At 71.0% G+C, this 13,872-nt stretch carries 15 protein-coding genes; 7 read left to right on the top strand and 8 right to left on the bottom strand.

Annotation, left to right across the window (positions count from 1 at the left end):
* Positions 1-85 precede the first annotated feature (85 nt).
* Positions 86-838, bottom strand: coding sequence for a hypothetical protein (locus CGQ25_RS18500; RefSeq protein WP_255405307.1), 753 nt, complete (start codon positions 836-838; stop codon positions 86-88).
* A gap of 121 nt (positions 839-959) precedes the next feature.
* The gene (locus tag CGQ25_RS12965; RefSeq protein WP_208710297.1) at positions 960-1,508 is read right to left on the bottom strand and encodes a YceI family protein; all 549 of its coding nucleotides are present in this window, start codon (positions 1,506-1,508) and stop codon (positions 960-962) included.
* 207 nt (positions 1,509-1,715) lie between these two features.
* Between CGQ25_RS12965 and CGQ25_RS12960 the strand changes: the two genes are divergently transcribed.
* From CGQ25_RS12960 to ccsB, 5 genes are read left to right on the top strand one after another with little or no spacing between them, the layout of a single operon-like run.
* Positions 1,716-2,384: a histidine phosphatase family protein gene (locus CGQ25_RS12960; protein WP_208710296.1), complete on the top strand. Its 669-nt coding sequence runs from the start codon at positions 1,716-1,718 to the stop codon at positions 2,382-2,384.
* A gap of 20 nt (positions 2,385-2,404) precedes the next feature.
* Complete coding sequence (locus tag CGQ25_RS12955) at positions 2,405-3,040, top strand: TlpA disulfide reductase family protein (RefSeq protein WP_208710295.1); 636 nt, start codon at positions 2,405-2,407, stop codon at positions 3,038-3,040.
* A 1-nt stretch (position 3,041) separates the two neighbouring features.
* Positions 3,042-3,791: a cytochrome c biogenesis CcdA family protein gene (locus CGQ25_RS12950; protein WP_208710294.1), complete on the top strand. Its 750-nt coding sequence runs from the start codon at positions 3,042-3,044 to the stop codon at positions 3,789-3,791.
* Entirely contained in the window at positions 3,791-5,569 is a 1,779-nt protein-coding gene (locus CGQ25_RS12945) for a cytochrome c biogenesis protein ResB (RefSeq protein ID WP_208710293.1), read from the top strand. Before CGQ25_RS12950 ends, CGQ25_RS12945 begins: the two co-directional genes overlap by 1 nt.
* Positions 5,569-6,681 (top strand): c-type cytochrome biogenesis protein CcsB, encoded by a 1,113-nt coding sequence (gene ccsB / locus CGQ25_RS12940; RefSeq protein ID WP_208710292.1) that lies wholly within the window; start codon positions 5,569-5,571, stop codon positions 6,679-6,681. Before CGQ25_RS12945 ends, ccsB begins: the two co-directional genes overlap by 1 nt.
* A 47-nt stretch (positions 6,682-6,728) precedes the next feature.
* Here the strand turns inward: ccsB and CGQ25_RS12935 are convergent, their stop codons facing one another.
* The gene (locus CGQ25_RS12935; RefSeq protein ID WP_208710291.1) at positions 6,729-6,992 is read right to left on the bottom strand and encodes a PLD nuclease N-terminal domain-containing protein; all 264 of its coding nucleotides are present in this window, start codon (positions 6,990-6,992) and stop codon (positions 6,729-6,731) included.
* Positions 6,993-7,017: 25 nt separating this feature from the next.
* Here CGQ25_RS12935 and CGQ25_RS12930 point away from each other — a divergent pair, with 25 nt between their 5' ends.
* Positions 7,018-7,392, top strand: coding sequence for a DUF4229 domain-containing protein (locus tag CGQ25_RS12930; protein ID WP_208710290.1), 375 nt, complete (start codon positions 7,018-7,020; stop codon positions 7,390-7,392).
* On the opposite strand, the gene CGQ25_RS12925 is transcribed toward CGQ25_RS12930, so the two are convergent.
* The 4 genes from CGQ25_RS12925 to CGQ25_RS12910 are packed head-to-tail and all read right to left on the bottom strand — an operon-like array spanning position 7,389 to position 12,243.
* Entirely contained in the window at positions 7,389-9,119 is a 1,731-nt protein-coding gene (locus tag CGQ25_RS12925) for an HNH endonuclease signature motif containing protein (protein WP_208710289.1), read from the bottom strand. The genes CGQ25_RS12930 and CGQ25_RS12925 overlap by 4 nt on opposite strands.
* 45 nt (positions 9,120-9,164) lie before the next feature.
* Positions 9,165-10,046 (bottom strand): 1,4-dihydroxy-2-naphthoate polyprenyltransferase, encoded by an 882-nt coding sequence (locus tag CGQ25_RS12920; RefSeq protein WP_208710288.1) that lies wholly within the window; start codon positions 10,044-10,046, stop codon positions 9,165-9,167.
* A gap of 53 nt (positions 10,047-10,099) precedes the next feature.
* Positions 10,100-11,272, bottom strand: a complete 1,173-nt coding sequence (locus CGQ25_RS12915) for an AMP-binding protein (RefSeq protein WP_208710287.1) — start codon at positions 11,270-11,272, stop codon at positions 10,100-10,102.
* 8 nt (positions 11,273-11,280) lie between these two features.
* Positions 11,281-12,243, bottom strand: coding sequence for a 1,4-dihydroxy-2-naphthoyl-CoA synthase (locus tag CGQ25_RS12910; protein ID WP_208710286.1), 963 nt, complete (start codon positions 12,241-12,243; stop codon positions 11,281-11,283).
* A gap of 77 nt (positions 12,244-12,320) precedes the next feature.
* Here CGQ25_RS12910 and CGQ25_RS12905 point away from each other — a divergent pair, with 77 nt between their 5' ends.
* A complete protein-coding gene (locus CGQ25_RS12905; RefSeq protein ID WP_208710285.1) occupies positions 12,321-13,274 on the top strand; it encodes an L-lactate dehydrogenase in 954 nt (317 codons plus the stop codon).
* A gap of 55 nt (positions 13,275-13,329) precedes the next feature.
* Here the strand turns inward: CGQ25_RS12905 and CGQ25_RS12900 are convergent, their stop codons facing one another.
* Positions 13,330-13,767, bottom strand: a complete 438-nt coding sequence (locus CGQ25_RS12900; RefSeq protein ID WP_208710284.1) for a VOC family protein — start codon at positions 13,765-13,767, stop codon at positions 13,330-13,332.
* Positions 13,768-13,872: the final 105 nt, after the last annotated feature.

Raw genomic sequence — 13,872 nt, 5'->3', positions numbered from 1 at the left:
AATCATCGAAGGACCGACGGGAGCGGATGCGCGCCCCCGCCGCGTTGACCACAGCCTACCTTCTGGCCGCTGGCGCGTCCGCGACTCAGGCGTGCCTCGCCACGCCGTCGAACCAGGCGCGCGAAGTGGGCACCCACATGAGGACCGCGGCGGTGACCGAGACGAGCGCCCCGAACCAGTTGGGCCCACCGTTGCCGCCGGAAGCCATGATCGCAAGGATCAGGTTCAGGGCCGCGACGCCGGACAGGGCAAGGCGGGCCCACTGCCGGCCCTCCTTCATCTTCATCGCGAGGATGACCTGCGCCGCGGCGAGCACGAGCCCGATGAGCACCAGGACGAGCAGGAGGGCACCGAATGCGCCCGCCAGCGCGAGGGCCGCGAGCCCTGCGAGGATGCCGAAGAGGCCGAAGACCACGCCGAGCGCTCCGCCGATGAGCCAGATCCAGTAGGACACCTTGAGTTCTGTCGGCAGCCCGTTGGTCGTGAAGATGCCCGAGAAGCCCCCGACAGGCATGACGTCCTGCACGCTGCGCGGGGCGTCTGTTGGCATTTCGAAGCGGAACCCTCCCGGCTGCTGGCCCCCCGGTTGCTGCTGGCCCCCGGGCGGCGGCGCGTACCCCGGCTGTTGGTACCCCGGCTGCTGGTACCCCGGAGCGCCCCCGTACGGACCGGTCCCGGGTGGCGGCGGCGGAGGAGGGTTCTGGCCGTAGGGGTTCGGGCCCTGCGGGTTCTGGCCGTAGGGGTTCGGGCCCTGCGGGTTCTGGCCGTAGGGGTTCGGGCCCTGCGGGTTCTGGCCCTCTGGGCTGTCCGAGGCCGGCTGCTCATACGGGGTGCTCATGGCGGTCACTGTATCCCCGCGTGGGCATGCGTACTAGAGGCCGTCGCCCACATGGAAAGGCCCCGCTCCCTCAACGGGAGCGGGGCCGGCCGTCTCGGCCCGGAGGCCGGGACGGAAGGGGTCACGCCTGGGCGGCGACGAACGCGAGGTCGAGGGAGATGACGACCTTGTCGGAGACCAGGACACCGCCGGTCTCGAGCACAGCGTTCCAGGTCAGGCCGAACTCCTTGCGGGAGATGGTCGTCTCGCCGGAGACGCCGGCGCGGGTGTTGCCGAACGGGTCGACGGCCACGCCGTTGAACTCGGTCTCGATGGTGACCTGCTTGGTGGTGCCCTTGATCGTGAGGTCGCCGGTCACGTCGAACTCGTCGCCGTTCGCCTCGATCGAGGTCGCGGTGAAGGTGATCTCGGGGAACTGCTCGACGTCGAAGAAGTCGGGGCCCTTGACATGGGCGTCGCGGTTGGCGTCGCCGGAGTCGAACGAGGCGGTCTTGATGGAGGCGGTGGCCTTGGTCTCGGCGAGCGAGTGCCCGACCTCGACGGTCGCCGTCGCGTCCGCGAAGCGGCCGCGGACCTTGCTGATGCCCGCGTGGCGGACGGTGAAGCCGATCTCGCTGTGCGAGGCGTCGAGGTTCCAGGTTCCGGTGGTCAGGCCGTGGGGCAGCGTCACGGGGCTCATCTCCTTGAGGTTGATTGAAGCGTCAACTAAACGATGTATCCATCAAAGCATGCATTTGCATATAAGCACAAGGGGTGTGATGCGGTTCATGCAGGGAACTCTCGGGTACGCGTGATAGTTCTACCTTCCGTAGAACTGGCTGCGCGGGCCGAGCCGGCGATTTCGCTGCCGCCCGCAACCTTTGAGAAACTGGATGTCATGCCCACCTCCACCGTCCATCTTCTGCGCCACGGCGAGGTTCACAACCCCGCCCGGGTGCTCTACGGCCGACTGCCGGACTTCCACCTGTCCGCGCTCGGCCGGGAGATGGCCGAGTGCCTCGCCGAGCACTTCGCGCAGCAGGCGCACGACGGCGCGCGGTTCGTCCTGCTCGCGGCGTCGCCCCTGACCCGTGCCCAGGAGACGGCGGCGCCCACCGCGGCCGCGCTCGGACTCGAGGTGGAGACGGAGCCGCGCATCATCGAGGCCGAGAACCACTTCGAGGGCCTGCGGGTCACCAAGGGCGAGCTCCTGCGGCCGCGGCACTGGCGCTACCTCGTCAACCCGCTCCGGCCCTCCTGGGGCGAACCCTACGAGGAGCAGGCGTCCCGCGTGCTCGAGGCCGTCGCGGACGCGGCGCGCGTCGCCGTCGAACGCGGGGGAGACGGCGCCGAGGCGATCCTCGTCGCGCACCAGCTGCCCATCTGGGCGGCCCGGCTGAAGGCCGAGGGCCGCAGGCTCGCCCACGATCCCCGCCGCCGCGAGTGCACCCTGACCTCGGTCACTTCCCTCGACATCGACGCGGACACCGGCGCCGTCATCCGCGTCCGCTACTCCGAACCCGCCGCCCGGCTCCTCCCCGGAGCAGCCTCGACCCCCGGCGCATGATGCGCGGAAGAACGAAGAGCATGACCCAGCAGACCCCCGTCCCCGGAACCTCGAACGGCCTCTCGCGCCGGCGGATCCTCTCCGCAGCAGGAGCGGCGACCGCGCTCGGGCTCGCAGCCGTGCTCTCGGGCTGCGCCGCAGACGACCCGCTGGCCTCGCAGGCCCGTGCAGGAGACAACAAGAACTACGTAGCCGGCGACGGCTCGGTGACCGAATACGCGAAGGAGGCGCGCAAGCCGCCCGTCGCGTTCACCGGGACCCTTTACGACGGCACCAAGGTCAACTCGGCCGACTTCGCGGGGAAGGTCACGGTCCTGAACTTCTGGTTCGCAGCCTGCGCGCCGTGCCGCGTCGAGGCCCCCGAGCTCAGGGACCTCCACACCGAGTTCGCCGCTCAGGGCGTCGCCTTCTACGGGGTGAACCTCCGCGACGAGCAGGGCACCGCGCAGGCATTCGAGCAGAACTTCGGCATCACCTATCCGAGCTTCAACGACAAGGACGGCCAGGTCCTCCTCGCGCTCTCCGGCATGGTCCCCCCAGGCGCCGTTCCCACGACCCTCGTGCTCGACAAGCAGGGCCGCGTGGCCTCGCGCGTGCTGGGGCAGCTCGAGAAGGGCACGCTCAAGGCCCTCATGACGTCCGCGGTGGGCGAGTAGCGTGGGCGGCGTCTTCAGCGACACCGTCCTCAACGGCTCCCTCCTGCTCGCCCTCCCTGTGGCGCTCCTCGCGGGGCTCGTCTCGTTCCTCTCCCCGTGCGTCCTCCCGCTCGTGCCCGGATACCTCGGCTACGTCACCGGCCTGACCGGCGTCGACCTCGCGAAGCAGCGCCGCGGGCGCATGGTCGCGGGCATCGGCCTGTTCGTGCTCGGCTTCACGGCGGTCTTCGTCGCCACGGGCGCCGTCTTCGGCCAGCTCGGATCGTGGCTCGCGATCTCCTCGGGCTGGCTCACGCGGGTGCTGGGCATCGTCGTCGTGATCATGGGCATCGTCTTCATGGGCGGCCTCGGGATCTTCCAGCGCGAGGCCCGCGTCCACGCCCGGCCCCCGGCGGGGCTCTGGGGGGCGCCGCTGCTCGGCATCACGTTCGGCCTGGGCTGGGTCCCGTGCATCGGGCCGACCCTCGCGGCCGTGCAGCTGCTCGCATTCTCCGACGGGGCGAGCGCTTACAAGGGGGCGCTCCTGACGTTCGTCTACTGCCTCGGGCTGGGCGTGCCCTTCCTGCTCATCGCCTTGGGCATCCGCCGAGGCCTCGGGGCCATGGCCTTCTTCAAGAAGCACCGTCGCGCGCTGCAGGCGACCGGCGGCGGCCTGCTGATCCTCGTCGGAGTCCTCATGGTCTCCGGCGTGTGGAGCCACTGGATCAGCCAGCTGCAGATCTGGATCGGAACCGTGGAGCTGCCCGTCTGATGACCGAGACAAAGACCAACACCCCCAAGGGCGCGAAGGGCCGCGGGAAGCAGGCGCGGCGCGACGACGTCGCGCTGCCGGCCCTCGGCGTCGTCGGGATGCTCCGCTGGGCCTGGACGCAGCTGACGAGCATGAAGACCGCGCTCTTCCTGCTGCTCCTCCTCGCGGTCGCCGCCGTTCCGGGCTCCCTGTTCCCCCAGCGGCCGGCCAACCCCGCCGTCGTCACCCAGTACCTCAAGGACCACGCGGACTACGGGCCGATCCTCGACGCGCTGCAGATGTTCGACGTCTACTCGTCGGTCTGGTTCTCGGCCGTCTACCTGCTGCTGTTCATCTCCCTCATCGGGTGCGTTGTCCCGCGGGCGATCGCCCACTGGAAGGCGTGGCGCTCCAAGCCCCCGCGCACTCCCGCACGGCTGTCCCGACTTCCTGTGTACGGGACGCTCGTCGTTCCCGCCGACCGCGGCCTCACCGCCGCCGACGCCGCCGGGCAGGCCGCGGCGCTCCTGAAGAAGCGCGGCTACCGCGTGGACCTCCGCACGCCCGACGGCGCCCTGCCGAACCGTGCGCTCTACTCCGTGGGGGCCGAGAAGGGGTACCTGAAGGAACTCGGAAACCTCTGCTTCCACTCGGGCCTGGTCGGGGTGCTGGTCTCGGTGGCACTCGGCGGCCTGTTCGGCTACAGCGGCCAGCGCACCCTCGTCGAGGGGGAGACGTTCGTCAACACCCTCGTCGGCTACGACACCTTCAACCCCGGCACGAACTTCCAGTCGGGCTGGCTCCAGCCGTACTCCTTCCAGCTGGACAAGTTCGAGGTCCGCTACGACCGCGAGTCGGTCAAGCAGTTCGGCCAGCCGCTCGACTTCACGGCGAGGGTCACCACGAAGGACTCGCCTGACGCGCCCTCGGAGGAACGCGTCCTCAAGGTCAACGATCCCGTCTCGATCGGCGGGACCAACGTGTACCTCGTCGGGAACGGCTACGCTCCGGTCGTCACGGTCCGCGGCGGCGACGGGCAGATCGCCTTCCAGGGCCCAGTGCCCTCGATCCCCACCGACGCGGTCTACACCTCGACCATCGTGGTCAAGGCGCCGGACGCGAAGCCGACCCAGCTCGGATTCGTCGGCTTCTTCCTGCCCACGTCCCAGATGGGCGAGAACGGCGTGGCGTTCAGTGCAGACCCGGATCCGCTCAACGTCCAGCTCAACCTCAACTCCTACGTGGGGGACCTCGGCCTGGACAAGGGCAAGCCGCAGAACGTCTACGCCCTCGACGTCGCCAAGCTCACCCAGGTCAACGGCCGTGACAAGCCGGCGGGCGGCATCGTGCTCGGCGCCGGCCAGACGTACACGCTTCCGGACGGTCAGGGCTCCATCAGCTTCGACGGCCTCAAGCGCTACGTGGCGCTCGACATCCACCACAATCCCGGGCAGGAGTGGGCGCTCGGCTTCGCGCTGTTCTCCCTTGCCGGGCTCATCGGCTCCCTGTTCCTCTCACGCCGCCGCCTCTGGGTGCGTGCGGGCCAGCACGAGGATGGGCGCACCATGGTGGAGTACGGTCTCCTCACCCGTGGGGAGGACCGTGGCGGCCTCGCGGCGGAGGGTGCCGCCGTGAAGGCCGCGCTCGCCGAAGCGTGGGGCGTCTCCGCCGAGGCGCCGCCAGACAGGAACGCCGGTGCCTCCACCCCCGGATCGACCAGCCCGGATTCGACCGGCTCCCACTCGACCAGCCCCGACTCGACCAGCCCCGACTCGACCAGCACTGCGAAGGACGTCTGATGCTCTCCACGATCAACCAGTCATTGGGTGCGTACAGCGAGCTGTTCATGCTGCTCGCGGCGGGAACGTACACGGTTGCGTTCCTCGCCTTCGCGTGGGACATGGCCACGAGCGGACGCGTCGCCCAGCGCGACGCCGCCCTGCTCGCGGACGCCAAGGATTCTGCGGCCTCGGCCCAGGCTGGCAAGCAGCGCTCGCTTGCGGCCGTCGGGGCCGCAGGGTCCGCCGGAGCGGTCGACGCCGCCGGTGACAGTGCGGCGTCGTCCGCACCGGCCGCGAGTGGCGGGCAGGGCGCCCGGACCGGAGCGACCGCCGAGGTCGCCGAGTCCGACCTGAAGTACCGCGACCGGCGGAAGGCCGCCCGCGTGGGCGTCGCGCTGAGCGCCCTCGGCCTCGCGATCCACGCGGCCGGAGTCCTGACCCGTGGCGTTGCTGCAGGGCGTGTCCCGTGGGGCAACATGTACGAGTTCTGCACGACCGGCGCGTTCATCGTCGTCGCGGTCTTCCTCGCCGTGCTCATCCGCCGCGACCTGCGGTTCCTCGGCACGTTCGTGCTCGGTCTCGCGGTGGTCATGATGGTCGCCGCCTCGGTGGCCTTCTTCGTTCCCGTGGGGCACCTCGTCCCGGCACTGCAGAGCTACTGGCTCGTCATCCACGTCTCGATCGCGGTCCTCTCGTCCGCGCTCTTCACGCTGACCTTCTCGATGGGTGTCCTGCAGCTGATCCAGGGCCGGCGTGAGGCGAAGATCGTCGCAGGGGAGCCCGACCGCGGAGGGTTCATGCGCCTCGTCCCGAGCGCGCTCACGCTAGAGACGCTTGCCTACCGCATCAACACGATCGCGTTCGTCGGCTGGACCCTGACCGTCATGTTCGGTGCCATCTGGGCCGAGAAGGCCTGGGGCCGCTTCTGGGGCTGGGACACCAAGGAAGTGTGGAGCTTCGTGATCTGGGTGGTCTACGCCGCCTACCTGCACGCCCGCGCGACCCGAGGCTGGACCGGCGCCCGCGCCGCGTGGCTCTCGATCGTGGGGTACCTGTGCGTGATCTTCAATTTCACGATCGTGAACGTGTACTTCTCAGGCCTGCACTCCTACGGCGGCGTCACGCCCTGAGCGTCGTCAGGCCCTGATCGGGGCTGCCGGAACGCGTGCCGGGAGCCTCAGAGGCCGCGCAGGAAGTCGGGGTCGTCGTCCGGAGCAACCGGGCGGCGGCCCTGTCCCTTGTCCGCGCGGGGCGGAGTCGTGCCGCGGGGCCGGCCCAGCAAGAACCACAGGACGATGCCGACCACCGGAAGGACCGAGATGAGGAACCACGTGGTCTTCGACAGGCCGCCGCGGACCTGGCGGCGGTCGCTCAGCGCGCAGTCCACCATGCCGTAGAGCCAGAAGACCAAGACCAGGAGGTAGGGGAGAACGCGGAGCATATGGCCATTTTAGTAAGCTCGTCCAGTGGCATCCCTCAAGTACTTCCTGATCCGCACCGTCCTGTTCGTCGTCCCGTTCGCTGTGTGCATGGCCTTGGGGGTCGGTCCCATCTTCTCGGCGGTGTTCGCCGTCCTGATTGCGTTCGGGATCAACTACCTGTTCCTCTACAAGCAGCGCGACGCGGCAGCCGCCGAGGTGCGTGACGTGTTCGGCGGCCGGAAGCAGGCCCGTACGAAGCGCGAAGTGGAGGACGCGGCGGCGGAGGACGCCGCCGATGAGGCGCTGCGCGCCCAGGAACCGGGTCCGCAGACGCGCGGCCACGACGGCCCGTCTTCGGACACCTCGGAGCGCAGGCAGCCGCGCACGGACGACGGCAACGACGGGCAGGGGCCCCGCTAGAAGGGCAGCGGCGGATCCGCCTCGGGGCGGGTGAGGTAGCGCCGACCCGTGGGCGACGTCCACTCGATCGTCCCCGGGGGCCCACCCCGCGCCTCTCGGGTGGCTGCGGCAGCGCCGCCGGAACCGGAGCCGGAGCCCGAACCGGAGCCCATGCCCGCCGCCGTCGTCGCGGGGTCCCGTCGCGGCTCTCCGGCCCGGCCGACCTGTTTCGCTCTCCAGTATCCGAGCGTCTTGAGCCGGTGATGTTCCGGACAGAGCAGGGCGAGATTGTCTGTGCTCGTCGGACCGCCCGTGGACCAATCGCGCGTGTGGTCCGCCTCGGCGGCAGCCCCGGGCTTGTCGCAGCCGGGGAAGCGGCACGTGCAGTCTCGTGCGCCCAGGAAGCGACGCATCGCTGCTGTCGGCGCGTACCGTCGACGCCCTACGGCGAGCGGCGCGCCGCTGGCCGGATCGACCCACATGCACGTCCAGGTCGAGGCGTGGGCGGCGAGGAGCCGGGCGGCGTCGGCATCGATGTCCCCGTAGCCGAGGACCTCTGCGACGTCGTCGCGAGCGTGTTCTCCGCGCCCCCTCGCCTCCCGGACTCCACCGTCGGTGCATCCCGTCGTTGTGACGGCACCCCCGAGTACGCGCGCCGGGATGGTCACGATCACCTCGGTGCGCGTGCCGCCTGCGGAGCCGCTCTTCGGCACTCCTTCGGCGAGGAGCTCGGCGAAGGCGTCGGCCCGGCGCTGGGCGAGGGTTCGGGCTTCACATGGCGAGGCGAGCGAGCCGGCGATGGCCTCGAGACGGGTGTCGATGGCGGCAGCAGTCTCAAGGGGTAGATAGGCGGTGAGCCAGCACATGCCGTCTCCGGCCGGCTCGATGTCCACCTTGCGGCGCTCCAGCGCCGCGGCCTTCCGGGCAGCGAGGGGCTCAGCGGCGTGCTTCTCGGCGAGCCGGCGCAGACGCCTGCCCAATGCTCCGGGGCTCGGCACGCTGTCCGTGTCCAGAGTCCCGTCGGGGCGGGAGGGGCCGGCAACGGCCGCCGCCTCGGCGGCGAAAGCGGCGAGGTTCTGCGCGGGAACCGGCACGGCGGCGTCGAGGATCGCACGGACACGACGGTGCGGGATGCGCCCGGCGGACATGGCTTCCAAGACCGGTGCCCAGGCGCCGCGCGTCAATTCGAGGGCCTCGTGGACCATGGCCTTGGCTGAGCGGGCGGAGACCCGGAGCGCCGCGGAGACCTCGCCGCTGGCGAGTGTGGGTGCGTCGAGCCGACGGAAGGGGTCCTCTGAGGTGCCGCCGAGGCATTGGACGAGGGCGGCCAAGGTCGCGGCGCGTTGGGCCGAGAGCGCCGACTCCTCGCGGTCCAGCCGCTCGATGCGGGCGACCAGGAGATCGGCAGCCTCGTCCTGCAGTCCCACGACAACTGCCTCAGGAGGCGGGAGCGGAAAGCCGTCCGTGCCGCCGCTGCTATCGCAGTCGTCACCGCCGTCGCCACACTCCTCTGCGACGAGGTCGACGAGTGACTCGTCGAGGCTCGGCGCTCTGACCCGTCGGCTCCGGGGATCGTCGAGCAGTTGCCACTCCTGGAGCATCCAAGGCTCTGGTTCCGGCGGTGTGGAAGCGTCGGCGCTGGCCCACGCGGCCTCCGACTCGCGGGTGTCGGCGAGCTCGAGCTCGAGCCACCACGGCCGGCCCGATGAAGCCCTCCCCGATACCTCGAACCTGCGTTCCCCATCCATGACCAAAGGCTAGAACAGGGCTACGACAGTTCTCGCTGGAACAGGCTAGAAGACCGTCCCCAGGACGATCGCGAGGGAGAACAGCGCGGCGTAGCCGAGGTTGATGAAGCCCGTCTGCTGGAGGACCGGGATGAGGCGCGGCCCCTTCTTGCCGCCGAGCATCAGCCACGCGGGAGTGAGGCAGGCCGGGACCAGCAGAAGGACCATGAGCATCCACGGGTTCCACGGCACGAGCAGGAGGGAGGACAGCACCGCCACGCCGAGCATCCCGACGTACGCCCGCCGGGACCGGTAGTCGCCCAGGCGCACCGCGAGGGTGCGCTTGCCGGAAACCCGGTCCGTGGGGATGTCCCGGACGTTGTTGGCCATGAGCAGGGCGTCCGCGATGAGCCCCGTGCCGAACGCACCGATCCACGCGGACGGGCTGAGGGTCAGCGCCTGCGTGTACGTGGTGCCGAGCGTCGCGACGAGGCCGAAGAACACGAACACGAACACGTCGCCCAGGCCGAGGTAGCCGTACGGGTTCTTCCCGCCCGTGTACCCCCAGGCCGCCGCGACGCAGCCGAGGCCCACGAGCAGGAGCCACCACGTCTGGGACAGGACCACGAGGACCAGCCCGAAGACCATCGCCGCACCGAACGCGATGAACGCCGCGCGCTTGACCTGTGCCGGCTCAGCGGCCTTCGACCCGGTGAGCCGGAAGGGGCCCACACGGTTGTCGTCGGTGCCGCGGATCCCGTCGGAGTAGTCGTTGGCGTAGTTGACGCCGACCTGCAGCAGGAGCGCAACGAGCGCGGCGAGGACGGCGTTCACCGGCTTGAACTCGCCCAGGCCGAAGGCGGCCGCACTGCCGATCACGACGGGCGCGACCGCCATCGGCAGCGTGCGCGGCCGGGACCCGGCGATCCATTGGGCGAGTGTTGCCACGGGTTGAATCCTCTGCAGTTGGTCGTTGATGGGTGCGGGGGCGGAGGCGCGCCTCATGCCCGGTGCTCCGCCCGGAGGAGCTCGGCGATGGCCTGCCGGTCCGGCTTGCCGTTGGGCAGGAGCGGGATCTCGGCGAGCACGAGCCACGTCTTCGGCGCGAGCCGCCCCAGACGTACGACGGCGGCGCCCCGCACCGCCTCGAGGGCCGCCTCGGGCGCACCCTCCTCGCCCGGCTGGAGCACGACCGCCGCGGCGAGCGCCTGGCCCCACTCGGCGTCGTCCACCCCTGCGACGAAGGCCTCGCGCACGGCGTCGAGCGCCTCGAGCTCGGCCGCCACGCGCGCGGCGGAGGCCTTGACGCCGCCGGTGATCACGACGTCGTCCGCGCGGCCCAGGATGTGGAGGCGGCCCTGCCCGTCCACCTCGCCCAGGTCCGAGCTCACGTACCAGCGCGTGCCGTCGTCGTCGGTCCGGAAGTGCTCCGCCGTGCGCTCCGGGTCGCCTACGTACCCGGCCGCCACGACCGCTCCTCCGAGCCACACGCGCCCGTCGACGAGCTGGACCTCGACGCCCTCGAGCGGCTCGCCGTCGTACACGCAGCCGCCGCAGGTCTCCGCCGAGCCGTACGTCGTCACGACCCGTACGCCGGCCTCGCGCGCCGTGTCCAGGAGCCCCGGCGGGATGGCCGCGCCCCCGAGCAGGACCGCGTTGAAACGGCGCAGGGCGGCGAGGATACGCGGCGTGCCGTCCTCGAGCAGTCGGCGGAGCTGCGTCGGGACGAGCGAGGTGTAGCGGATCGGGTCGGTGAGGCCCTCCGCGGCCTCCGCGAACGCCTCGGGTCTGAATCCGCCGGTGAGGTCCATGGCCCACGGCCGGGTCCCGGCGAACAGCGACCGCACGAGCACCTGGACCCCCGCCACGTACTCGAGGGGAAGCGCGACGAGCCACTGCCCCTCGCCCCTGAGCCGGATCGCCGTGGCCATCGAGGAGGCCGCGAGCGCGTCGACGGTCAGGGCCGTCGCCTTCGGCGCCCCCGTCGAGCCAGAGGTGCGCACGACGACGGCCGTCCCCTCGGGGAGGTCGGCGGCGGCCTCCGTGGGGCGCCAGAGCCGCCACGCGGCGTCGTGCGCGGCCGGGTCGTGGCGGCCCGAGGGGCCGAACTCCACAGCAGGCCCTTCGCCGGCGAGCGCGGCGGCAAGCGCCTTGAGCACAGGGTCCAGGTTCACGGTGCGCCTCAGAAGTAGTAAGGGAAGGGGGACCAGTCGGGATCGCGCTTCTGCAGGAACGCGTCCCGGCCCTCGACGGCCTCGTCGGTCATGTAGGCCATGCGCGTGGCCTCTCCGGCGAACACCTGCTGCCCGGCGAGGCCGTCGTCGGCGAGGTTGAACGCGAACTTGAGCATGCGGATCGCCTGCGGGGACTGGCGTGCGATGTCCTCCGCGTACCCGAGCGCGACCTCCTCGAGCCGCGCGTGGTCCACGGCCTCGTTCACGGCACCCATGGCGACCATGTCCTCGGCCGAGTACTCGCGGGCGAGGAAGAAGATCTCCCGCGCGCGCTTCTGCCCGATCTGGCGGGCCAGCAGCGCCGAGCCGTATCCGGCGTCGAAGGAGCCGACAGTAGCGTCGGTCTGCTTGAACTTCCCGTGCTCGCGGCTCGCGATCGTGAGGTCGGCGACGACGTGCAGCGAATGCCCGCCGCCGGCCGCCCATCCGTTCACGACCGCGATGACCACCTTGGGCATGGTCCGCATGAGGCGCTGCACCTCGAGGATGTGCAGGCGCCCGGCGCGCGCCGGGTCGATCGTCTCGGCGGTGTCGCCCGAGGCGTACCTGTAGCCCTCGCGGCCGCGGATCCGCTGGTCCCCGCCCGAACAGAATGCGTGGCCGCCGTCCTTGGGGGAGGGACCGTTGCCGGTCAGGAGCACGGTCGCGACGTCGGGGGTCATGCGCGCGTGGTCCATCGCACGGTACAGCTCGTCCACGGTGCCCGGGCGGAAGGCGTTGCGCACCTCGGGCCGGTTGAACGCGATCCGCACCGCGGGGAGGTCGCGCACGACGGCGCCGCTCGCGTCCCGCTCGACCTGGCGGTGGTACGTGAGGTCCTCGAGCTCGAAGCCCTCGACAACGCGCCAGTGCGTCGGGTCGAAGGTGTCGGAGACTTTCTCGGGCAGGGCGGGAACGGCGGAGGTGGTCACATGAGGAGAGTCTAGTCGGGGCCGCTACGCTGGCCTCAGTCGGCCGCACGGGCGGCCACGGACCCCAAGGGGCTGGGATGGCAGCACAGGCAGGGAAACTCGTGGTGGTCGGTGCCGGGGCGGTGGGGAGCTCGACCGCGTATGCCGCGTTGATCCGCGGCTCGGCCCGCGATGTCGTGCTCTACGACATCGACCAGGCCAAGGTGGATGCCGAGGTGCTCGACCTCGCCCACGGCACCCAGTTCACCGGCGCCTCGAGCATCACCGGCGGGACCGACATCGCGCTCACGGCGGGGGCCGACGTCGTCGTGACCCCCGCCGGCGCCAAGCAGAAGCCGGGCCAGACCCGCCTCGAGCTCGCCGGCACCAACGCCCGCATCCTCGAGGCGCTCATGCCGCAGCTCCTCGAGCACTCACCCGAGGCGGTGTTCGTCCTCGTGACCAACCCGTGCGACGTGCTGACGGTCGTCGCGCAGCGGATCGCCGGGCTTCCGGCGGGACGGGTCTTCGCATCCGGGACCGTGCTGGACACATCGAGGCTCCGCTGGCTCCTCGGCGAGCGGGTCGGGGTCTCGCGGTCCTCCGTGCACGCCTACATCGTCGGCGAGCACGGCGACACGGAGTTCCCGCTCTGGGCCTGCGCGACCATCGGCGGCGTCCCGCTGCGCGACTGGGCAGCCGACGGCGGCGGGAAGGCCTTCAGCCCCGAGGCCCTGGAGGAGCTTGCGCAGGAGGTGCGCACTGCCGCCTACCGCGTGATCGAAGGCAAGGGGGCCACGAACTACGCCATCGGGCTCTCGGCGGCGCGCATCGTCGAGGCGGTCCTCGGCCGGGAGGACGCGGTGCTGCCCGTCTCCACGGTCCTGTCCGGGCAGTACGACATCGATGGGGTTGCGCTGAGCCTCCCGTCGGTGGTCGGTGCCGGGGGAGTGCGGCGCGTCCTCGAGGTCCCGATGGACGAGGGCGAGCTGGCGCGGCTCGCGCGCTCTGCCGAGGCGCTGCGGGCCTCGGCGAGGTCGCTGGGCTACTGACTGCGGGGCTCGGGGCGGCCCGCGGCCACTGAGGGCCGCCGCCGGCCGGCCCGGCTCACGAGATACAGAACTCGTTGCCCTCCGGGTCCGCCATCGTGTACCACCAATTCGGGCCCTCGCTGCCCTTCCAGAGGAAGGTGGCGCCGCGGGCCTCAAGCGTGGCGCGCACCTCGTCCTTGTCGTCGCCGTCGAGCCGGACGTCCCAGTGGACGCGGTTCTTGACCGTCTTGCCCTCGGGCACGGTCTGGAAGAGGAACCGCTGCCGACCCTGCTGGCCGACCTGATCCGGCGGGCAGATCGCCTGGGCCGATGCCCAGACCAGGACGCCGTTGTGGGTGGTCGTCTCGGCTTCGGTGGCGAAGCCCTGCTCGACCATGCGGCGGATGAAGTCCTCATCGCTCGGCTCGACCGCCCAGCCGAGCGTCTCGGCCCACCAGTCTGCCTGGGCGTGCGGATCACGGCTGTCCACGACCACCTGGAACCTGTATGCCATGCCCCAACGCTAGGGGCGGCGCCGCGACGGCGGAAGGCGGTAGAGGACAGGTGGCGTCCGCAAGCGCTCTTGACACCCCGCCTGCCGCCCGGGACTCTTGAAGGC

Source organism: Sinomonas sp. R1AF57 (assembly GCF_002224485.1).
GTDB classification, from domain to species: domain Bacteria; phylum Actinomycetota; class Actinomycetes; order Actinomycetales; family Micrococcaceae; genus Sinomonas; species Sinomonas flava.
This window is presented reverse-complemented; position numbering and strand designations above follow the sequence as displayed.